Below are 21145 nucleotides of genomic sequence, written 5' to 3'. Positions count from 1 at the left end.
TCCGAATGGTGGCTTGCGTCACTATGATGCTGGAGGGGGATGCCTGCTGTATGCCTCGCGGGAATAACGACCGAGGGAGCGCGATGGGCCAGGGAAGTGATCGACCGAACGACGGGGAACGTGAGGGCGGGCAAGGCGGGCCGCGCGACGGCGGAGCTCCGACTCCCCCGGCAGCAGAGAACCAGCCGGAAGCACGCGGTCCGGCAGCGCCGTGGCAGGCGCCCGGCGAGCAGACGCACGGTGACCGAACGCCGGGTACGCCGGGCAATCCGACGCCCGACGCGTCCGGCCGGCCTGCGTCGACCTGGCCGCCCCAGGGTCCCTCGACCGGCGGCACTCCGTACGGCACCCGCGCACCGAACCAGGCATGGGGCGGCTACGCCTCTCCGGGGATGCAGCAGCCCGCCCCCTACGGTGGCTCGGCCTACCCTCCCCCCGCGTACCAGGCATCCGGCTACCCGGCATCCCGGTACCAGGCACCCCCGAAGCCCGGCGTCATACCGCTGCGGCCGCTCGGCCTCGGCGAGATCCTCGACGGCGCCTTCCAGGCCTGCCGCAGGAACCCGGTCGCCACCTTCGGCAGCGCCATCCTGCTCCAGGCCGTCGTCGCCCTGGTGGTGGTCCTCCTCCTGGGCAACATGCTGTCCTCCTTCGAGGCGCTGGAGTCCTCCGACCCGTCGTCGGAAAGCCTGGACGGCGTGTTCGGCGAACTCGCGGTGTTCGCCTCGGTGTCCGGGGTTGTGTCCGGGGCGGCCCTGCTGATCCTGCAGGGCATCCTCGTGGTCCCGGTCGCCCGGGCCGTGATCAACCAGCGGACGTCCTTCGGACAGGCCTGGCGCCTGGCCCGCGGCCGCATCCTCGCACTCATCGGGTTCGGCATCCTGTCCGTCGCTGCCGGGCTCGTGGGCATGATCCTCCTCGTCGGCATCTCGGCGCTGGCCGTCGCGGGCCTCGAGCAATACTCGGCCCTGCTCATCGTGCCGCTCGTGCTCGGCGCGATCGTGGTGCTGGTCTGGGCGAGCACGAAACTCGTCGTCGCCCCGGCGGCCCTCATGCTCGAGGGCACCGGCCCCTGGACGTCCATCAAGCGGTCATGGCAGCTGACCCGCGGGAACTGGTGGCGGACGTTCGGCATCGTGCTGCTCACGAGCGTCATCGTCTCGATCATCGCGTCCGTCATCTCCATGCCGCTCACCTTCGCAGTGTCCCTCCTCGTCGGCTTCAGTTCCGCGGCGTCGTCCGCTCCCGACGCGATGTCTTCGCTGCCCCTCGTGGCCGCGACCCAGGCCATCACCGCCCTCTTCACGGCCATCGGGTATGCCTTCCAGGCGGGCGTCACGTCCCTGCTGTACGTCGACCTCCGCATGCGGCGGGAAGGGTTCGACGTCGTGCTGCTCCGCGAGCACGAGCAGTCAGGGGCAGGACGGATGGACGTGCTTCCGGGCGGTACCACCTCCTTCGGCCACCGGCCCGGCGGTCCCGCGTGATGCCCCGGTGCGCTGCAGCAGCACCCGGAAGCCCCGGCACGAGCTGCCCGTGAGCACCGGGACGCTCCCGTTCCTGGTACCGGACCCCGACGAAGCCCGCCGGCTCCTCGAGGAGGAACTGGCGAAGCCCGCCTACGTCGAGGCGCAGCCCAATCTCGTCGAACGCATCATCGGTGACGTCCTCCGGAGCATCGTGCGGCTCCTCGACGGCCTCGGCGGCCTCGGGGCGGGGCCGGGGACCCTCATCGTCGCGATCGGCGCCGCGCTCCTCATTCTCCTGGCCATCGTGCTCATCAGGCCGCGCCTCAACGCGCGCGGCAGGAAATCGGAGGCCGGCGTCTTCGACGACGGCGGGAAGCGCTCCGGCGCCCACCACAGGAACAGGGCCGCCGGGCTGGCGCGGAACGGGGACTGGAACGACGCCGTCGCGGAGCTGCTGCGCGCGATCATCCGCTCGGCGGAGGAACGCCTCGTCATCGAGGAGCAGCCGGGCAGGACGGCGACGGAAGCAGGTATCCAGCTCGGCGGTGTGTTCCCGCCCCTGTCCTCCGACGTCGCCTGGCTCGCCGACCTGTTCAACGAGACCCGTTACGGAAGCGGCACGGCCACGGACGAGGACTACCGCCGTGCCGCCGGCCTCGATGCGCGGCTGTCCTCCGAGCGGCCCCTGCGCGCCGAAGGCACGGCTCCGCTGGTGGCCCCGCAGTGACGTCCGGAGCGACGCCCCGAGCGGTGGGCGGGAAGGAGTCGACCGAGCTGCCATCGGCCGCGGGAGGCGCGTCAGCGCGGCCCCGCACCGTGACCGGCGGCGAGGTGACCGGCCGCGAGGTGATGGGTGACGGCGGGAGTGCCCTGGCCACCGCCCGCTCGCGGATGCGGCGCGCCCTCCCCCTGATCATCGGCGCCGTCGTCCTCGCGGTGATCCTCCTCGTCAACCTCCTGCCCGGGTCGGAGGAGGACGACCGCCCGCTGTCCCCCGGCAATCCCGCGCCCGAGGGCGCGCGGGCTGTGGCGGAGGTCCTCGCGGCGCAGGGCGTCGACGTCGTCCGGCCGGATTCGTACGACGACGCGATGGAATCGCTCAGGACCGGGCCGGCGACGCTGTTCCTCAACGACGCGCTCGGATATCTCAGCGCCGGGCAGGTGGCGGACCTCACCGCATCGGCGGACCGCACGGTCCTCGCTGCACCCGGGGACCGCCAGCTGACCGCTCTCGATGATGACTTCTCGCTGCTCGGTCCGCTCCCCTTCGACCTCGGCAACGACTCGCCGGTTCTGGCCGCCGATTGCCCCGACGCCGCCGCGTCTGCCGCCGGTACCGTCTCCGGGACGGGCGCGGCCTACTCCGGCGACACCGAATGCTTCCTGACGACGATCGACGGCGAGACGGGCGGCCTGTATGTCACGAGCGCCGACGGCTCGGTGGCCATCCTGGGCGCACCGGCCATCCTCTCCAACGGATCCATCACCGACGAGGGAAACGCCGCACTCGCCCTGCAGGCGCTGGGTTCCTCCCCAACGCTCGTGTGGTTCGAGCCGACGGGAGCGGACGTCACCTCCAGCGGCGAGGGCGTCGACCCCTTCACCCTCCTGCCGGACTGGCTCGACTACCTGCTCGTGTGGCTCCTCGCCTGCTCGGTCCTCGCCATGGCCTGGCGCGGCCGCCGGCTGGGACCGCTGGCAGCCGAGCCACTGCCCGTCGTCGTCCGCGCCGCCGAAACAGCGGAGGGGCGTGCGCGGCTCTACCAGGACTCCCGCTCCGTGGCGCATGCCGCGGCCACCCTGCGGGCGGCGACACTCACCCGCATGGCCCGACGCCTGCGCGTGGACCGCTCGGCGTCCCCGGGCGAGGTCCTCGAGGCGGCCGCACGCCACGGCGGACGGCCCCGGACCGAGCTGGAACAGCGACTGCTCCACTACACACCGACCACGAATCGCGAGCTTGTGCTCTGGGCACAGGAGATCCTCGACCTCGAGAAGGAGATTCAATGATGAACCCATCCGAAGGCTGGCAGAACGGGACCCCGCAGGCGTCACCGGGAGCCCCGACAGGCGGAGCGCACCAGGCGACCCGCGTCGAGGAGCGGGCACCGGAGACGTCCCGGCGGGCAGCCTCCGACGGCGAATCCGCCCGGGCAGCGCTCCTGCGGGTGCGCGCGGAGGTCGGCAAGTCGATCGTCGGGCAGGACTCGGCCGTCACGGGACTGCTGATCGGGCTCCTGGCCGACGGCCATGTCCTGCTGGAGGGCGTCCCGGGCGTCGCCAAGACGCTCCTCGTGAGGACCCTCGCCACTGCCCTGGACCTCGACACCAAGCGTGTCCAGTTCACGCCGGACCTCATGCCCGGCGACATCACGGGCTCGCTCATCTACGACTCCAGCACCTCGGAGTTCGCGTTCCGGGAGGGACCGGTCTTCACGAACATCCTCCTCGCCGACGAGATCAACCGCACTCCGCCCAAGACACAGGCATCCCTCCTGGAGGCCATGGAGGAACGCCAGGTATCGGTCGACGGCGTCTCGCGCCGGCTGCCGGCGCCGTTCCTCGTCGCGGCGACGCAGAACCCGGTGGAGTACGAGGGAACCTATCCCCTGCCCGAGGCGCAACTCGACCGCTTCCTCCTCAAGCTCACCGTCCCGCTTCCCGGACGTGACGACGAAATCGAGGTCATCCGTCGCCACAGCGTCGGCTTCGACCCCCGCAACCTCGAAGCGGCCGGCGTCCGGTCCGTCGCAGGAGCCGGGGACGTCGAGCGCGCCCGCGCGGCAGTGGCCCGGGTGGCCATCGCGCCCGAGGTGCTCGCCTACATCGTGGACCTCGTGCGCGCGACCAGGTCGTCGCCGTCGTTCCAGCTCGGCGTCTCCCCGCGCGGTGCCACCGCCCTCCTCAACACCTCGCGGGCGTGGGCATGGCTCTCGGGCCGGTCCTTCGTGACGCCCGACGACGTGAAGGCACTCACCCTTCCCGCGCTCCGGCACCGCGTCGCGCTGAGGCCCGAGGCCCAGATGGACGGCGTCGAGGTCGACGACGTCCTCCGCGGCATCCTCGGCACCGTCCCCGTCCCGCGGTAGGGCCCCTCACGCTCCGCCAGCCCTGCCCGATCAGAGAGGAATCGCCTTGGTCATCACCGGCCGCCTCGTCCTCCTGGCGCTGCTCGGCGTCCTCCCCGTGGTCCTGAACCCGGGCGCGACGTCGATCTTGCTGTGGGCGGGCATCCTCGCCGCCCTGGCCGGACTCGACCTGGCCCTCGCCGCCTCGCCGCGCCGGATCGGACTCGTGCGCACGCTGCCCGACAGCGTCCGGCTGGGTGAGCAGTGCCGCAGCACCCTGGTCCTGCGCAACGACACTTCGCGCCGGCTGCGGGTGACGGTGCGCGAGGCATGGCAGCCATCGGCGGGAGCGGCCGACCCCGAGCAGTCCGTAGCCGTGCCCCCGGGCGAGGCGCGACGCCTGACGGTCACCCTGCTCCCTGCGCGGCGCGGCATCCTCCGGGTGGAGACCGTCGCCCTGCGGAGCACCGGCCCGCTCGGCGTCGCGGCCCGCCAGCTCACGGTCCCGGCACCGGGCGTGCTCAGGGTGCTCCCCCCGTTCCACTCGAAGCGGCACCTCCCGTCCAAACTCCGTCGCCTGCGCGAACTCGACGGCCAGTCCGCGGTCCAGATCCGCGGTGCCGGCACCGAGTTCGATTCCCTGCGGGACTACGTCCGCGGGGACGACGTGCGCTCTATCGACTGGCGGGCCACCGCGCGACGACGCGACACGGTGGTGCGGACGTGGCGCCCCGAGCGCGACCGGCGCGTCGTCGTCGTCCTCGACACATCACGTACCTCCGCCGCGCGGATCCTCGACGAGCCGCGGCTGGACACGGGCATCGAAGCCGCCCTCCTGCTCTCCGTCCTCGCCGAGCGCGGCGGGGACAAGGTGCACTTCCTGGCCTTCGACCGCAGGCTCCGTGCACGGGTCGACTCGACCGCCAAGGGGAACCTCCTGGGTTCCCTCGTGAGCGCCATGGCACCCCTCGACCCCGAACTCATCGAGGCGGACTGGTCCCGCGTGCCGGCGCAGGTGCGTGCGGCGTCCGCCCACCGGTCGCTCGTGGTGCTGCTGACGTCGCTGGACTCGGGCGCCGTGGAGGAGGGCCTGCTGCCGGCGCTGCCGGGACTCACCGGACGCCACGTCGTCGTGGTCGCGTCGGTACGTGACCCGCGGCTGGAGGAGATGAGCGCCGACCGGTCGACGGCCGCGGCGACCTTCCGCGCCGCGGCCGCGGAACGTGCCCTGCTGGACCGCGCCGCCGTGGCCCACCAGATCCGCCTCCTCGGCGCCGAGGTCGTGGACGCGGTGCCCGCGGACCTCCCGCCGCAACTCGCCGACACCTACATCCGCCTCAAGGCCGCCGGCCGCCTGTGACGGCCTGCGGCGGCCCGCCGCGTGGTTGACTGGTGGTCCGAGCGAAGGAAGGCGACCCCATGGCCTCGATCTACCAGGATGCGATGGGCAGCGACTTCGGCCGCCTGCAGCCCGAACTGCGCGAGTACTTCGGGCTCTCCGCGGAGAGCGGCCTCTCCGGTCACGGCCGCGGGATCTTCGACGTCGCCGGCTGCCCCGCCTGGTTCGCGCGGCCGGCGTTCCGGCTCACCGCCCTCGAGAACGCCTTCTTCCCCGAGTACAACAGCAACGTACCGTTCACCATCAGCAACTACCCCCACGTCGACCCGTTCGGGCGCCCGGCCCTCACAGCCCGGCGCGAGCTCGACTTCGGCACCACGCGGCGGGTCTTCGAGGACACCACCTCACTGCAGGACGGCGTCCTCACGGACTACGTCGGCAGGCACCGGCGGATGGCGACACTCCTGACGTGCTCCGCCACCGACGACGGGCACATCCGCATGGTCTCCTCACGGACGCGCGTCTTCGCGGGCCTGCGGCTGCCCCTGCCGGACGCCCTCGGCGCGCTCGCGTACGTGGAGCAGTGGTGGGACGAGGCCGCCGGGGAGTTCCGGATCAGCACCCGGGTGGTTCACCGCCAGCTCGGGACGCTGCTCGTCTACGCCGGACGCTTCGGCTACGTCCTCGAGGAGTTCGACGGCGTCCTTCCCGCCGAGGCGAACCCGCGGCGCTGGGAGCGGCGCGTCTGACCGGACGGACCTGCAGGCCGGTGGCGCTCGATCAGCCTTCGGCGCGGACCTGATCCAGGGCATCCGCGACCTGTGCCAGGCGGGTGAGGGCCCGCACGGCGTCCGACGGTGACAGCGCGGCCAGTCCGGGCAACGTCGTCACCGTCACCGCGGCCAGCGCCGACACGGGCAGCCCGACCCGCCGCCACGCGGCCAGCACCGACTCCACGAGGACACGGACCTGCGGAAGGTTCGCCCCGGGCTGCAGGATCGCGAGCTCCAGCTGCCTGCCGGACTCGACGTCCTCCGCGAGCGCTTCCCAGCGCCGGTCGGAGATGCCGTGCAGGGGCAGGGACAGCGCCGAGGCCGTACTGGACCGTGCCGCATCGAGCGCGGTGTCGCCGTTTCCCGCGACCAGGACGGTGCCGGCGGCTCCGGCCGCCACGGCCGACGCCGTCACGAGGTCCCAGGCTTCGGTCGCCTCACGCCGGTCGATCGCGCGGAGGGTGCGGTAACCGCTCGCGGTGGGAACACGCCCCGCCAGGACGGCGTCAGCGTCGGGCTCGTCCAGCTGCAGCAGCAGCTGGGCGCCCCGGGCCACGGAAGCCACCCGGCGCACCAGGTCCGCTGCCCCCGCCGCGAGCGACTCGTAGAGCTCACGCCGGGCGCCGGAGTCGATCAGGACGCGTTCACCGCTGTGCAGGTGGACACCGGCAGCGAGCGACAAAGGCCCGTGCAGGTGCAGTTTCAGGCGGGGCGCGGGACTCTCCTCAGCGCCGGCGATGTCCCCGAGCGCGTTGATGTCGGAGGACAGCGCGGACTCGGCACGGCGCTGGTCCCTGCCCGGCCGCTGGACGAGGCGCCACCCGTGCGGCTGAAGGTCGAAGGGAAGCTCGACGAGGACGCCGAGGGTCCGGCCGACGGCGTCGCTCCCCGGACCGCGCGCGGGCAGTGACGGGAGGAAAGGGAGGTTCGCCGCTCCCCCGAGCTCGCCGCGCACGGCGCGGTTCGCTTCCAGGGGGTCGCTTCCCGGCCAGTCGCCGGCGGCGGTGGCGCCGACTGTGCGGCGCTCGTCATCCGCGGCGTCAGGCACCGGTCTCCTCGGCACTGCGCTGGTCGGCACCGCGCTCGTCGGCGCCGGATCCCTGCGCACCGGATCGCTCGGAACCCGAGGCGTCCGCACGGGGATGTCCGGCCGCCAGGGAGGACGCAGGAGCCTGGGTCGGGTCTGCTGCGGGCCTGCGGTTCTCGGAAATCGCCTGGTGGTGGCGGATCACCTCGGAGATGATGAAGTTGAGGAATTTCTCGGCGAACGCCGGATCGAGCTGCGCCTCCTCGGCAAGCATGCGGAGACGTGCGATCTGGGCGGCTTCGCGCTGCGGGTCGCCCGCGGGCAGGTCGTGCTCCGCCTTCAGGTGTCCCACCCGCTGCGTCGCCTTGAAGCGTTCCGCCAGGAGGTAGACGAGGGTGGCGTCGATATTGTCGATCGAGCTCCTCACCGACAGGAGCTCGGCCATCACCTCGGGGGCTACGCCTCCGGTGAGAGAACTGGCTGCCGGGTCGAAGCCACTGCGTGGGTGCGTCATGACTCCAGTCAAGCAGAACCCGGCGGGCGTCCGGAAACTGCGACTAGCCCTGCGCGGTCGCCAGTTCCGGGCGGAGGACGGAGCGTGCCGAGTCGATGGTCGCCTGCCCCAGCACGCGCGTCCCCTGATACAGCACCACGGTCTGGCCGGGTGCGACGCCGCGCATCGGCTCGACCAGGCGCACCAGGAGCTGCTGCGTCCCGTCCTCGGCCACCTCGACGCAGGCGCGTGCGGCCACGGGATCGCCGTGCGCCCGGACCTGGGCCATGCAGTCGAACTCGCTGCCCGTGCGCACCTCGTCGATGGGCAGCCCGGCCCAGGACACCTTGATGCCCCGCATCTCGTCGATGGCGAGTAGATGCTCGGGCCCCACGACGACCTCGTTCTGCTTGGGGCGGATCTCCAGCACGAAACGCGGCTTCCCATCTGCGGCAGGGGTGCCCAGCTTGAGTCCACGCCGCTGGCCGACGGTGAAGGCGTTGGCGCCGGGGTGGCTGCCGATCCTCTGCCCGTCGACGTCCACGATGTCGCCCTCCGTGAGGTCGATGCGTTCCTCGAGCCAGCCGCGCGTGTCCCCGTCGGGAATGAAGCAGATGTCATGGCTGTCGGGCTTGTTCGCCACGGAGAGGCCGCGGCGCTCGGCCTCGGCCCGGACCTCCGCCTTCGACGGCGTCTCGGCGAGCGGGAACATGGAGTGCCGGAGCTGCTCGTGGGTCAGGACGCCGAGCACATAGGACTGGTCCTTGGCCCAGTCGGCCGCGCGGTGCAGCTCGGGGTTCCCGTCCGCGTCCTCGATGACCTTCGCGTAATGACCGGTGCACACGGCATCGAAGCCCAGGGCGAGCGCCTTCTCGAGCAGGGCCGCGAACTTGATGCGCTCGTTGCACCGCATGCAGGGATTGGGGGTGCGCCCGGCGGCGTACTCCGCGATGAAGTCGTCGACGACATCCTCCTTGAAGCGCTCGGAGAAGTCCCAGACGTAGTACGGGATGCCGAGGATGTCGCAGGCGCGCCAGGCGTCCCGGGAGTCCTCGATGGTGCAGCAGCCCCGGCTGCCCGTGCGGAGCGTTCCCGGCATCCGGGAGAGCGCAAGGTGGACGCCGACGACGTCGTGCCCTGCCTCCACTGCACGCGCCGCCGCCACTGCGGAGTCGACGCCGCCGCTCATCGCTGCCAGTACCCTCATGATGAAAAACCCGTTCCTGCAGTTCGAATGGTTGATGCGTGTCCTGCCATGCCCGCCTTGCGGGCACGGGCGTAGGCGCCTCCGATGGCGGCCACCACGGCGTCAACGTCGGCGGCCGTGGATGTATGCCCGAGGCTGAACCGCTGGGCGCCACGCGCCTCGTCCTCCGTCAGTCCCATGGCCAGCAGGACGTGGGAGGGCCGGGGGACGCCCGCCGTGCAGGCGGAGCCCGTTGAGGACTCGATCCCCGCGAGGTCGAGCAGGAACAGGAGCGAATCCCCCTCGCACCCCGGGAAGGTGAAGTGGACGTTGCCGGGAAGCCGTGTCCCCTCGGGGGCCGGATGCCCGACGCCGCGCAGCACGGCGTCCGGGACCTCCCGGCGGATGCCGTCGATCAGGCGGTCCCTGAGCGCGGCGAGGCGGGGAACCTCCTCGCTCAGGTGGGTGATGGCGTCGTCGGCCGCAGCGGCGAACGCGGCGATGCCGGCGCCGTCGAGCGTTCCCGACCGGATGTCCCGCTCCTGCCCGCCGCCGTGCTGGACCGGTGTGAGGGTGACGGCGCGGCCCACGAAGAGGGCGCCGACCCCCACGGGTCCGCCGATCTTGTGCGCGCTGACGGCCATGGTGGCGAGCCCGGACTCCGCGAAGGACAACGGGACGGAGCCGAACGCCTGCACTGCGTCGCTGTGCACGGGGACGCCGTACCGGGAGGCCTCGGCGACGACGGCGTGGATCGGCTGGACGGTCCCCACCTCGTTGTTGGCCCACATGACCGTCACGAGCGCGGTGCGCTCGGGCGCCTCGGCCAGCGCCTCCCGCAGCGCGTCGAGGGAGACGACGCCGGTCGCGTCCACAGGCAGCCAGACCACCTCGGCACCCTCGTGCCGCTCCAGCCACTCCACGGTGTCCTGGACGGCATGGTGCTCCACCGTGCTGCAGAGAATCCTGGCGCGCGCGGGATCCGCTGCACGCCGCGCCCAGTAGAGGCCCTTGATGGCGAGGTTGTCCGCTTCGGTGCCGCCGGAGGTGAAGATGACCTCCGATGCGTGGGCGCCCGCGGCCGCGGCGATCGTCTCCCGGGCTTCCTCCACCGAACGCCGGGCGCGGCGGCCCGAGCCGTGGAGGGAGGAGGGATTTCCGCTCCGGCTGAGTTCGCGGGTGAGTGCGGCGAGCGCCGGCGCCGAGATCGGCGTGGTCGCCGCGTGATCGACATACACGGGCACATACCGATTCTACGGGCGCCACGCCGTCCCGCCGATTCCCGTGGCGTCCGTCACGGACGTGGCGCCGGCCGGCGCGTCCAGCCTGCGCCGGCGGAGCGGTGGTAGAACTGCAGGGTGGACAGTCAAGCAACGGCTCCTTCCCCCAGCGCCTCCGTTCCCGTGTTCCGGCACGGAGTGCACGCGTTCGGTTCCCGCACCATCGATTTCGACCGGCAGGTCGCCCTCATGGCGGTGATCAACCGGACTCCGGACTCCTTCTACGACGGCGGGGCGACCTTCGGGCTCCAGGCAGCCGTGGACGCGTCCTTGAGGGCGGTCGACGACGGCGCCGACTGGGTGGACATCGGCGGGGCGCCCTTCTCGCCCGGCGACCCGATCCCGGCATCCGAGGAGGCCGACCGGATCGTTCCCGTCATCAGCGCCGTGCGCGCGGCGTCGGACGTCATCATCTCCGCCGATACCTTCCTGCCCGACGTGGCCCGGCAGGCGCTCGCGGCTGGGGCCAACGTGGTGAACGACACCACCGGGCTGCGGGACCCGGACATGGCGGCCGTGGTGGCCGACGCCGGCGCGCACCTGATCATCACCCACAGCCTCGCGGAACCGCGCACGGTGTATCCGAGGCCGTCCTACGACGACGTGGTCCGCGAGATCGTGGAGTTCCTCCTCCGCAAGGTGGACGACGCCGTCCGCCTGGGGATCCCGGAGGACCGGATCCTGCTGGATCCGGGACACGACCTCAACAAGAACACGCTGCACTCCCTGGAGATCACCCGCCGGTTCGCCGAGATCGCTGGACTGGGCTTCCCCACCGTGGCTGCGGTGTCCAACAAGGATTTCATCGGGGAGACCCTGGACCGGCCCAAGCGCGAACGCGTGGAGGGATCCCTCGCGGCAGCAGTGATCTGCATCCTCGGCGGAGCCCGCGTGGTCCGGATGCACAACGTCCCGGCATCACGGGCGGCCATCGACCTCACCGAAGCAGTCCTCGGCTGGCGGCAACCGGCCTACCTGCGCCACAACATGGGCGACGTCAACGCGCCGGCGGAGCCGTGATCACCGCGCTGGTCCCGGCCTCGGCGGACCCCATCGACGACGACGCACTCCACCGGATCTACGCGTATCCCGCCGATCCCTCAACCAACCGGCCGTACGTCCGCTTCAACTTCATCGCGGCAGCCGACGGCGCCGCGACGAGCGGAGGCCTCTCCGCCGGGCTGGGGAACGACGGCGACCAGCGGATCTTCACCGTCCTGCGACGGCTCGCGGACGTGGTCCTGGTGGGAGCCGGGACCATCCGGGCGGAGGGCTACGAGGGCGACCTCGTCGATGACGCCGCACGCGCATGGCGCTCCGCGAGCGGACTCGCGCCGCACCCCGCGATCGCGGTCATCTCCGGCAGCCTCGACCTCGATCCGGGCGCGGGCTTCTTCCGCAGCGCTCCGGTGCGTCCGATCATCCTCACCAGCAGGGACGCGCCGGAGGAGAAGCGGGAGGCGCTCGCAGCTGTCGCCGACATCGTTCCGTGCGGACCGGACACGGTGCAGGTTCCCGCGATCCTCGCCGAACTCGGCCGGCGAGGACTCACGAGGGTCCTCTGTGAAGGAGGCCCGTCCGTCCTGGGGGGCTTCACCCGTGCGGACGCCGTCGACGAACTGTGCCTCTCGATCAGTCCCCTGCTCGCCGGCGGTGACGGTCCCCGGATCTCCGTCGGCGCGAGCCCGGCGGTTCCCGTCGCGCTGACGCTGTCCTCCCTGCTGATGGAGGATGGCGCTCTCTACACGCTGTACCGTCGCGCGGCCTGATCCCGCCCCGCCCACCGGTCTCCACCAATGCCCGTCGGCCCCCGACCGTCGGGGAGTCCCGTGCCCCGAACTCCCCTGCCCCGAACTCCCCTGCTCGGATTCCCCGGCCGGACTCCCTGCCCCGGCACCGCCCCGGGCTCCCGTGTCCGGGCTTCCCCGGCCGGACTCCCCGGCTCCGGACATACCCGCCCGAACGCCCGCTGCCCTGGCTGTTGACCACGGAGTGAACTCTTTGCGTGCGTGCTCCGTTGTACCTGAGCACCTGCGCTCGCCTGTGCGGACTCAAAGCTGCCGCTCGCACCTGGTGGGCGCTCCTCGGCCCTGGCTTTGGTGCGGACCGTCCGGCGCCTTTAGTCTCAGGTGGTATCGCAGCGCTGCAGCACCACAGTGAGCGGTCGCGCTCGGAATCGCAGGACGACCCCCAGGAAAGGCCGGATCGATGGCAGAGGCACCACGGAAGTCGTACTACGACGTCCTCGGCGTGCCCCCGGAAGCCGACATCAAGGTCATCAAGGATGCCTACCGTCGGGCAGCGCGGGCCGCGCACCCCGACCTCGGCGGCAGTGCCGAGCAGTTCCACGACGTCGCCGTCGCCTACGAGACACTGAGCGATGCCCAGCGACGGGAGCGCTACGACGCCGATACCGGACGCACCCGTCCCGCATCGGCCGGCACCGCCTCGGCGGCAGGAAGCAGCCGTACGCCGTCGGGCCCTCGTCCTTCAGCCGGGACACGGGTCGAGGACGAGGACGCCGCAAAATCCCCACCGGACTACCTGCCGCCGTTCTCGCCGTCGGCTCCGCCGGCTGTTCCCCTGATCCTCGCGGGACGCCAGGTCCACGGCTCCCCACGGCAGCCCGGGATGTTCGCGCGCAGGTCCTCCGGCGTCCGCGCGCGCATCGACGGCGAGCTGCGCACTGCAGCCTTGCTCAACCGGGCACTGCTGCCCACGTACCCCGCTGCCCGCCTGGTCAACGGCGTCGAGTTCGACGATCGGGAGAAGACGGTGGCCGGGCACGTCCTGCTCGCCGGGTACAGGATGGCCGTGATCGACTCGTTCACGGCGGCCCCGGGAAACTTCGCCTGGGACGGCCGGTCATTACGCCATCAGGGCCGTTCCGTCGACCTCCAGCTGCCCCGGACCGTCCGCGCGGTGCAGGACCTGTTTCCGGAATGCAACGTCGCCGGGTGGGTGGTGATCCATGGGGCGCCCGACAATCCCTTCGCGCCGGTGATCGACGTCCCCCCGGGATTCGACCGGTCCTCGACCGCCGTCGTGCAGGTCGTGAATGCAGGCACCGCCGTCCGCACGATCCGGTCCTTCCTGTCCTCAGGTCCCGCACCGAACGTGGTGCAGCTGCCGGTGCTCGCGCGCCTGCTGGCGTCCGCCGAGAGCTAGGTCGGCCGGAAGCTAGGATGGAGCAGTGTTCCGCATCCTCTTCCATACTCCAGAAATCCCGGGCAACACCGGCGCAGCCATCCGCCTCGCTGCCGTGGCAGGTGCGGAACTCCACCTCGTGGAGCCGCTGGGGTTCAGCCTCGAGGACTCCAAGCTGAAGCGCGCCGGGCTCGACTACCACGACCTGACGGTGCTGCACGTCCATGCGAGCCTCGACGAGGCATGGACCGCCCTGCAGCCCGAGCGGGTCTTCGCCTACACCTCGGACGGGGACGTCTCGTACACGGACATCGCCTACGAGCCGACCGATGTCCTGCTGTTCGGCCGCGAATCCGACGGCCTGCCGTACGACGTCAAGCACGACAGCCACATCACGTCGCGGGTCCGCGTTCCGATGCTCCCCTCGCGCCGCTCGCTCAACCTCGCCAACACAGCATCCATCGTCCTCTACGAAGCCTGGCGCCAACAGGGCTTCGCAGGCGCCCAGCGATGATCCACTCCTAGGAGCCCCCCATGCCCGCTCGCCATGCCGCAACCCTGCCCGACGGTGGAGCGGAGGACTACGACCGCCTTGCTCCCGCCGTATGGAACCCGGTGAGCAACGCCGTCGTCGCCGCTGCCGACGTGCTCGTGGGCGAGCGCGTACTCGACGTCTTCGCCGGCACCGGCTCGGGAACCGTTCCCGCCGCGCAGCTCGCGGGACCAGACGGGCACGTCGATGCCGTAGACCGCTCGTCGGCGATGCTCGACCTCGCGGAAGCGAAGACCGAGGCACTCGGGCTGGACAACGTGTCCTTCCACCGCGCGGACCCGGCGCACTGGGAGCCGGAAGCACCCTACGACGCCGTCATCAGCTGTTATGGCATCTTCCTTCTGGACGACATGGACGCGGGGATGGACCGCATCGTCCGCCTGCTGCGCCCAGGCGGAAGGGTTGCGCTGAGCGCGTGGGACGACGGCGCCCTCGAGCCGTTCGGCGAGATCCTCCTCGAAACCATCCGGTCCACCCCGCAAGGCGGCCATGCCTCCGCTGATTCCCCTGCGCCGGTCTTCGTGGACAACTGCAGGAGGCTTGCTTCCGTCGACCGTCTCGAGGAATGGCTCGGCACCCGGGGTCTGACGGAGATCACCATCGAGAAGCTGGGGCTGGCCGCGCCCCTGGAGCCGGAGTACGCGTGGTCGCTCGCGCTCGGCAGCGGTTACCGCGGATTGCTCCCGGAGGCGCCCGAGGCCCTCGAGGAGGTCCGGCGTGCCTTCGTGGAGCGCCTCGGTGGGGATTTCGTCCTCAACGCGGACTCCCTCATCGCCGTCGGTTCCTACCTGCCGGAGGGCTAGGTCCGCGACGAACCATCCGGAGGCCGTCCCGCTGCGAATGATAGGTGTCAGCGGAAGAGCGGAACCCGGAAGGGGTGGTGGGATGGCGATTGTGCAGCAGGGACGAGTACGAAACCCACGGCAGGACACTCCCTCCATCGTTCGGTCTGGGCCTCACGGCGCTTTATGCTGGAGCCCTATGGAAACGCCACGAGCAAGCCGGGTCAGCCCTCCAGCGGCCCCAGCGGACGAGTTGGCCGTTGATCCCAGCATCGGTCCCACCCTGACTGATCTGCTGCTGCGGATCGCACGGCAGGACCGTACCGCATTCGCCCTCTTCTACGAGCAGACGTCGAAACGCGTCTACGGGCTGGCCCGGCGGGTACTCATCGACCCCGACCTGAGCGAGGACGCCACGCAGGAGGTGTACCTCCAGGTGTGGAACACCGCCGACCGCTTCAATCCGGCGCTGGGCAGCCCAATGGCCTGGCTCATGACGCTCGCCCACCGCCGCGCCGTCGACAAGGTGCGCTCGGAGCAGAGCGCCACGGACCGGGAAGCCCGCTACGGAGCGGCCACGCAAACCATCGATCACGACGACGTCGTCGACACGGTCACCCAGCGCCTCGAAGCGGAGAGCGTGGTCAGGTGCCTGGACACACTCACTGAGACCCAGCAGGAATCGGTGAAACTGGCCTACTACGGTGGGCTCACCTACCGCGAGGTGGCCGAGAAGCTCGGCGTCGCGGTACCGACCATCAAATCGAGGATCCGTGACGGATTGCTCCGACTCAAGACCTGTTTGGGGGTGAGCTGAGATGCAGGACAAGGACATGAACAGACAATTCGCCGATGACCTCGAGACGGACCTGGCACGCGGCCACGTCCTCGAGTGGGCCGAACTCTACGCGCTGGACGCCATCAGCGCCGACGAACGCCGGGTTCTCGAAGCGTTCCTGGAGGACGTGGATCCGGCGATCAGCGCCACGTTCGCCGATCGCGTCCGTACCGACCGCGAGACGATCACCTCCGCCTATGCCGTCGACCAGATCGAGCCGCCGGCGGACCTGTTCGAGCGTATCGTCGCGCAGCTTCCAGCGATCGCGTACAGCGACGCGGGACCGAGTCAGCCGCTTCGTCCGCAGTCCCCCGGTACGGCCGGCCCTGCCGGGCCGCCGGCGGAGGTGGCGGGTCAGGACGAGCTGGCGCAGCGCCGATCGGCCAAGGCCTCGCTGTCCTCGCGTGCCGGGCGCTGGATCGTCGCTGCAGCCGCGGCAGCTGTCATCGCCATGGGCGGAGTCACCATAGCCCAGAACCTCCAGCAGACCACCGTCGAGCAGGAGGTCCTGCAGGCATCCGATGTGCGGACACAGCAGCTGACCCTGGCGGCCGGCGGTGTCGCCGACCTGGCCGTGTCCGGGGAGAAGAACGCGGCAGTCGTGACCCTGAGCGGCGTTCCCGCCCCGGCCGAAGGTCACGTCTACCAGATGTGGCGCATCCCCGCCGATGGAACGGCGCCGGTCTCCGAGGGCACGATGTCCGGAGAGGACGTCGCGGGAACCAAGGTCACCGAACTCACGGACATCAGCGGATATACCGCGATCGCCATCACGGTCGAGCCCGAGGGTGGTTCGGCGGCGCCGACCCTTCCAATCGTCGCCCAGATCCCGCTCGGAGCCTGATCTCGCTCAGGCCGTGATCCGAACAGTCCGGCCTCCGTCCAAGCATGGACGGGGGCCGGAGTGCTGTCTGGCCTGTTTCCGGCCGGGTCTTCGTACTGTCCTTGCAGGCCATCCCGAGCGCGTCGAGCGCCCTGGCTAGGTGTCCTAAGGCGGGACGTTGGTTCTGGGCAGCTGGGTGAGGATCTCTTGGGCTCGTTGTCACCGCACCGCCAACGATCATGCGGGCCTTCACTCACTGTTCATGGGGCAGTCCGGCTTCTGGCCTGATCTGGCCTGTTCCGGTTGGTTCCAGTCAGGGTTGGCCGGCTCTGTCTGTTCCGGTGGGTTCCAGCCAAGGCCGACCCGGTCTGCTTGTGCGAGCCGGTTCCAGCCGGCGCTGGCTGGCTCTGTCTTTGCGGGCCGGTTCCAGCCGGCGTTGGCTGGCTCTGTCTGTTCGGGCCGGTTCCAGCCCGGGTTGGCGGGCTCTGTCTGTTAGGGCCAATCCCAGTCAGGGCTAGCGGATTCTGTCTGTTCCGGCAGGTTCCAGCCAAAGCTGGTGGGGGTAGCCCGGGGTTGGTCCTCGAGGACTTCGTCGCGTGCCAGCTCTTAGTCGCGTAGTTGGTGGAGTTGGTCGTGGACGATCTGTCCGGCCTGCCAGTAGGTGTTGGTGCGGGGTGTGCCTGCCCGGCCTGGGTGTCCTGGTGCGTGGAACCAGGGGACACCGTCCCGGGGTTCTATCTTCCAGTGGCCTTGGTGGATGAGGTGGTGGTGGCGTGAGCACAGCAGCACTCCATTGCTGATACTTGTGCTGCCGCCCTTGGACCAGGGGTCGATGTGGTGGGCTTCGCACCAGGGTGCCGGGATGGAACAGTCCGGGAAGGCGCAGCCCTTGTCCCGGGCGACCAGTGCCCGGCGCAGGTGCGGTGGGAAGAGGCGCTGGGCTCTCCCGAGGTCCAGGACCTGGCCCGCCCCGCCGAGGACGACCGGGATGATGTCCGCGTCGCAGGCGATCCGCCGGATGCTCCTGGCGCTGACCTGCCCGGCGAAGACCGCCTGCCCCGGACGCTGCCCCGGACGCTGGCCCGGCCGCTGACCTGCCCGCTGACCTGCCCGCTGGGTCCGTCCGGTGAGAACCTGGGCGAGGTCCTGGGTCTGGCCGAGGAGGTCCTGGTAGTGGATGGTGACCATCACCTGGGGTCGGTGACCGCCGGTGGCGGGAAGACCGGTCGTGCTTAGAGCGATCCGGCAGGCGCCGACCAGTCCTTCCAGCAGCAGCTGGGCCCTCGTCGGACCCTCCGGATCACCGAACACCCCCGGGCCTGTGCCTGAGCCCGTGCCTGATCCCGCACCCCAGCCTGAGCCTCTGCCTGATGCGTCGTCTGAGTCTGATCCGGTGTCGCTCTCTGCAGCACCGGCGGCACCGGCGGCACCCGCACCGTTGGTGTGGCCGGGGAGCGCCCTGGGATTCGTGGCGGTGTTCATGACGGTGGCGAGGTGTTCGAACTGCTCGTCGGTGGCACCGATTTCCAGCACGTGCAGTCCGTGGCGCCGGCCCTTGAGGAACACGCCCTGGCGTGCCCGGAGCACTTTCTCCGATGGTTCCTGCCCGTCCTGATCCAGGACACCCTCCCACCGGTGGGCCAGGACCCGCAGGATGTCCTCGTCGGACTCCACCGCCTGCCGGGTCAGGTTCTCCTCCATCGACTCGACCTGCTCCGGAGTCGCGAAGGACTGCACCCGGTGCACGGCCTGGGAGACGATCGTCGCGGCCCGACCACTGACCAGGGCCGCCTGCGCCGCCGCGCCGAGGGTTCCCAGCCGGGCCGGCAGTGCCGCGCCCGTCGGGGACATCCGCGGCAGCACCAGCTCGGCCAGGGCCAGCCGGCGCCGGGCCTCGGCACGGCTGATCCCGAGGGTGCCGCGGAGGAAGTCCGCGCAATCCCGAAACCCATCCGCTGCTGCCCCCGCCCCAGCACCCCGCGTGGACGACAGGGCGCCGTCACGGTCGGGCAATGCGGCGTCCGAGGAAGCGGCGCCCGAGGTCCCCCAGGTACCAGGGGTGCCGGACCATGCCGCATCGAAGGAGGCGGTGCCCGAGGAAGCGGTGCTGGAACCGGCTGGAGCCGGGGCCTCGACACGGATAGCCTGTTCCGCCCGGGCCAGAAGCGATGCGGTCCCGGACGTACTGCCCGGTTCAGGCTCTTCGACCCGGTAGTGCTCTTCGGCCAAGCGTGCGGCGAGGACCTGCAGGTGATCCACGATCCTCGAGGCCTGTTCGACGTCGACGATGAGCTGCAGCGCCTCCGACCGGGACAGCACACGGCCCTGCAGGCTCACCTCCCGGGCACACTCCGTCAACACACCGCACGCCGACTCGACTAAAGACGGGGTCTGCGCGGAGCGCTCGATCGGGGCGATAGTCATACCCCAAATTTATCGAACACACGTACTACTCCAGTGTCCTCGGGAGCGTATGTGGACAACTAAGGACCCTCCTCATCCACACACAAACCGGGGTGTGGACCCACCTCCCCTGAAGACAGCATGACCCCGCCGACTCCACCCGCCTACGCCGCGCGGACAGGACCGGCTGGCTTCTCACCGCGGAACCAACGCCTGTCCCAGTACCGCTAGAAGCCCGCGATGGTCTCATCCGTGTTGATACCGACAACATGGAAGGACTCGGCACTGCGTCCTTCGGGCAGTCCGCCGCGCCGGGCGTTGTCCCGCAGGATGGCCCGAACCCTCGACTGCATTCGCTCGACGTCGGGATGCTGGCTGCGGTGCGCGGTGATGGCCGCGATCTTCCGGTCCTCCGACCCTGTCACGTCGACGTAGCGGTTCTCGAGGTGGGCCGGTCCCCCGTAGAACCACAGCCAGGGAACCCGGAAACTCCTGAGCCCCGCCGCCTCGAGTTCGGGATAGGCGAAGGGGTTCTCCACAGCCGGGTAGATGGCCCTCGTGACAGCCTCCCCACAAGCGAGGTGGTCCGGGTGGCTCTTCTGGATCCGATCCCAGCTCCGTTCCGGGTGCATCGACACCACGATGTCCGGACGGACCTCCCGCATCCGGCGCACGATTTGGCGGATCACGTCGTCCGTCGGCTCGAGGTAGCCGTCCGGCTCCCCCAGGAAGGTGACATCGCTGACGCCGACGATTTCCGCCGCGGCACGCTGCTCCGCGCGGCGGAGGGAAGCGATACCCGGCCGGTCCTCGTCGGAGAACCCGCCGGCGTCACCGTCGGTCAGGATGCAATAGCTGACGGACGTACCAGCGGCGGTCCATCCGGCAATGGTGGCAGCTGCTCCGAAGTCGATGTCGTCGGGGTGCGCGGCGAAGACCAGTACGCGTTCGGGAGCGGATCCCAGGCCATCCATCACGTCCTACAGGCCGCGCTTCCGGATTTCCTCGGTGGCTTGGGGCAGCACCGTGAACAGGTCTCCGACGATGCCGAAGTCGGCGATCTCGAAGACGGGAGAGTCGGCGTCCTTGTTGATCGCGACGATCACCCTGGACGTCTGCATCCCTGCTTTCTGCTGAATGGCCCCCGAGATCCCGGCCGAGATGTACAGCTGCGGCGACACCGTCTTGCCCGTCTGTCCGATTTGTGCCGAGTGCTCGATCCAGCCCGCGTCGGTCGCAGCCCTCGACGCTCCGACAGCACCGCCGAGCGCATCGGCCAGCTCCTCCAGCGGCCCGAAGTTTCCATCGACGCCGCGGCCGCCTGCGACGATGACCCGTGCCTCGGTCAGTTCGGGCCTGCCGCTGACCGGCTTCTCGACACGGCCGGTGACGCGCGCTGCGGCCGGCGGCAGCTCGACGGGGATCCGTACCTCACGCGGCGACGACGGAAGGCCCGCTTCGACTGCCTCCACGCTGTTGGGTTTGATCGTGAGGATCGGGACGCCGGTCGTCACGCGACAGTCGACCGTGTAGGAGCCTGCGAAATCCGACTTCGTGGCCGTAAGGTCACTGCTGAGACCGACGACGTCCGTGATCACGCCGGACTCGAGCCGGACCCCTGCCCGCGCCGCGATCTCCTTCGCCTCGTAGGAGTTGCCCAGCAGGACGATGTCCGCGCCGGCCGCGCGGACGGCGCCCGCAAGGAACGCGGCCTTGCCTGCCACGAGCACCTCGGAGACGGCGGCGTCGGGCCGGTAGACCTCCTGCACACCGTACGACCCGACGCCGTCGAGGTACGCCGGGTCCGCGTCGTCAGCGAGGGCGACGGCGACTTCGCCGAGGGAAGCACCCAGCGAGAGGAGCTCCCTCTCGCTCTTGGCGAGGCTGGCTCCGGGATGGTCCAGGAATACGAGGACGGTAGTCATGGGAAGAGTCTCCTGCAACGGTTGGTGCGGCGAAGGACG

The 21145-nt window shown here is 70.6% G+C and carries 19 protein-coding genes and 1 pseudogene; 13 read left to right on the top strand and 7 right to left on the bottom strand.

Annotated elements, in window-relative coordinates; all coding sequences use genetic code 11:
• Window positions 1-83: 83 nt before the first annotated feature.
• Genes P5G52_RS09095 through P5G52_RS09070 form a run of 6 tightly spaced genes read left to right on the top strand, consistent with a single transcriptional unit; the run spans window position 84 to window position 6625 of the window.
• Entirely contained in the window at window positions 84-1487 is a 1404-nt protein-coding gene (locus P5G52_RS09095; protein WP_301226676.1) for a DUF7847 domain-containing protein, read from the top strand.
• A 49-nt stretch (window positions 1488-1536) separates the two neighbouring features.
• Window positions 1537-2196: a DUF4129 domain-containing protein gene (locus P5G52_RS09090; protein WP_301226675.1), complete on the top strand. Its 660-nt coding sequence runs from the start codon at window positions 1537-1539 to the stop codon at window positions 2194-2196.
• The gene (locus tag P5G52_RS09085) at window positions 2193-3479 is read left to right on the top strand and encodes a DUF4350 domain-containing protein (protein WP_301226674.1); all 1287 of its coding nucleotides are present in this window, start codon (window positions 2193-2195) and stop codon (window positions 3477-3479) included. The genes P5G52_RS09090 and P5G52_RS09085 overlap by 4 nt, the downstream gene beginning before the upstream one ends.
• Complete coding sequence (locus P5G52_RS09080) at window positions 3476-4558, top strand: AAA family ATPase (RefSeq protein ID WP_301226672.1); 1083 nt, start codon at window positions 3476-3478, stop codon at window positions 4556-4558. The genes P5G52_RS09085 and P5G52_RS09080 overlap by 4 nt, the downstream gene beginning before the upstream one ends.
• Before the next feature lie 46 nt (window positions 4559-4604).
• Complete coding sequence (locus P5G52_RS09075; RefSeq protein ID WP_301226670.1) at window positions 4605-5897, top strand: DUF58 domain-containing protein; 1293 nt, start codon at window positions 4605-4607, stop codon at window positions 5895-5897.
• 59 nt (window positions 5898-5956) lie between these two features.
• Window positions 5957-6625, top strand: coding sequence for a DUF4166 domain-containing protein (locus P5G52_RS09070; RefSeq protein ID WP_301226668.1), 669 nt, complete (start codon window positions 5957-5959; stop codon window positions 6623-6625).
• A gap of 31 nt (window positions 6626-6656) precedes the next feature.
• On the opposite strand, the gene P5G52_RS09065 is transcribed toward P5G52_RS09070, so the two are convergent.
• From P5G52_RS09065 to P5G52_RS09050, 4 genes and pseudogenes are all read right to left on the bottom strand, one after another.
• On the bottom strand, window positions 6657-7697 hold the full coding sequence (locus tag P5G52_RS09065) for a uroporphyrinogen decarboxylase/cobalamine-independent methonine synthase family protein (RefSeq protein WP_301226667.1): 1041 nt from the start codon (window positions 7695-7697) through the stop codon (window positions 6657-6659).
• Between the two features lie 130 nt (window positions 7698-7827).
• Window positions 7828-8190: pseudogene (locus P5G52_RS09060) on the bottom strand (chorismate mutase); the annotation flags it as partial.
• 43 nt (window positions 8191-8233) lie between these two features.
• Window positions 8234-9376, bottom strand: coding sequence for a tRNA 2-thiouridine(34) synthase MnmA (gene mnmA / locus P5G52_RS09055; RefSeq protein WP_301226666.1), 1143 nt, complete (start codon window positions 9374-9376; stop codon window positions 8234-8236).
• Entirely contained in the window at window positions 9373-10599 is a 1227-nt protein-coding gene (locus P5G52_RS09050; RefSeq protein ID WP_301226664.1) for a cysteine desulfurase family protein, read from the bottom strand. Before P5G52_RS09050 ends, mnmA begins: the two co-directional genes overlap by 4 nt.
• A 114-nt stretch (window positions 10600-10713) precedes the next feature.
• Here P5G52_RS09050 and folP point away from each other — a divergent pair, with 114 nt between their 5' ends.
• The 7 genes from folP to P5G52_RS09015 all read left to right on the top strand — a co-directional run bounded on the left by folP (window position 10714) and on the right by P5G52_RS09015 (window position 16799).
• On the top strand, window positions 10714-11655 hold the full coding sequence (gene folP / locus P5G52_RS09045) for a dihydropteroate synthase (RefSeq protein WP_435868662.1): 942 nt from the start codon (window positions 10714-10716) through the stop codon (window positions 11653-11655).
• On the top strand, window positions 11652-12404 hold the full coding sequence (locus tag P5G52_RS09040) for a pyrimidine reductase family protein (protein WP_301226662.1): 753 nt from the start codon (window positions 11652-11654) through the stop codon (window positions 12402-12404). The genes folP and P5G52_RS09040 overlap by 4 nt, the downstream gene beginning before the upstream one ends.
• A gap of 439 nt (window positions 12405-12843) precedes the next feature.
• Window positions 12844-13803: a J domain-containing protein gene (locus P5G52_RS09035; RefSeq protein WP_301226660.1), complete on the top strand. Its 960-nt coding sequence runs from the start codon at window positions 12844-12846 to the stop codon at window positions 13801-13803.
• Window positions 13804-13828: 25 nt separating this feature from the next.
• Window positions 13829-14296: a tRNA (cytidine(34)-2'-O)-methyltransferase gene (locus P5G52_RS09030; protein ID WP_301226658.1), complete on the top strand. Its 468-nt coding sequence runs from the start codon at window positions 13829-13831 to the stop codon at window positions 14294-14296.
• Between the two features lie 20 nt (window positions 14297-14316).
• A complete protein-coding gene (locus P5G52_RS09025; RefSeq protein WP_301226656.1) occupies window positions 14317-15138 on the top strand; it encodes a class I SAM-dependent methyltransferase in 822 nt (273 codons plus the stop codon).
• A gap of 178 nt (window positions 15139-15316) precedes the next feature.
• Window positions 15317-15934, top strand: a complete 618-nt coding sequence (locus tag P5G52_RS09020) for a sigma-70 family RNA polymerase sigma factor (protein ID WP_087076469.1) — start codon at window positions 15317-15319, stop codon at window positions 15932-15934.
• 16 nt (window positions 15935-15950) lie between these two features.
• A complete protein-coding gene (locus P5G52_RS09015; protein ID WP_301226653.1) occupies window positions 15951-16799 on the top strand; it encodes an anti-sigma factor in 849 nt (282 codons plus the stop codon).
• Window positions 16800-17384: 585 nt separating this feature from the next.
• On the opposite strand, the gene P5G52_RS09010 is transcribed toward P5G52_RS09015, so the two are convergent.
• The 3 genes from P5G52_RS09010 to P5G52_RS09000 form a co-directional block, all read right to left on the bottom strand.
• Window positions 17385-19202, bottom strand: coding sequence for an HNH endonuclease signature motif containing protein (locus P5G52_RS09010; RefSeq protein WP_301226652.1), 1818 nt, complete (start codon window positions 19200-19202; stop codon window positions 17385-17387).
• A gap of 206 nt (window positions 19203-19408) precedes the next feature.
• Window positions 19409-20155, bottom strand: coding sequence for a PIG-L deacetylase family protein (locus tag P5G52_RS09005; RefSeq protein ID WP_301226650.1), 747 nt, complete (start codon window positions 20153-20155; stop codon window positions 19409-19411).
• Between the two features lie 6 nt (window positions 20156-20161).
• On the bottom strand, window positions 20162-21106 hold the full coding sequence (locus P5G52_RS09000) for an electron transfer flavoprotein subunit alpha/FixB family protein (protein ID WP_301226647.1): 945 nt from the start codon (window positions 21104-21106) through the stop codon (window positions 20162-20164).
• Window positions 21107-21145: the final 39 nt, after the last annotated feature.

Origin of the sequence: Arthrobacter burdickii (assembly GCF_030433645.1) — a bacterium.
In the GTDB taxonomy this organism is placed as follows: Bacteria; Actinomycetota; Actinomycetes; order Actinomycetales; family Micrococcaceae; genus Arthrobacter_D; species Arthrobacter_D burdickii.
This window is presented reverse-complemented; position numbering and strand designations above follow the sequence as displayed.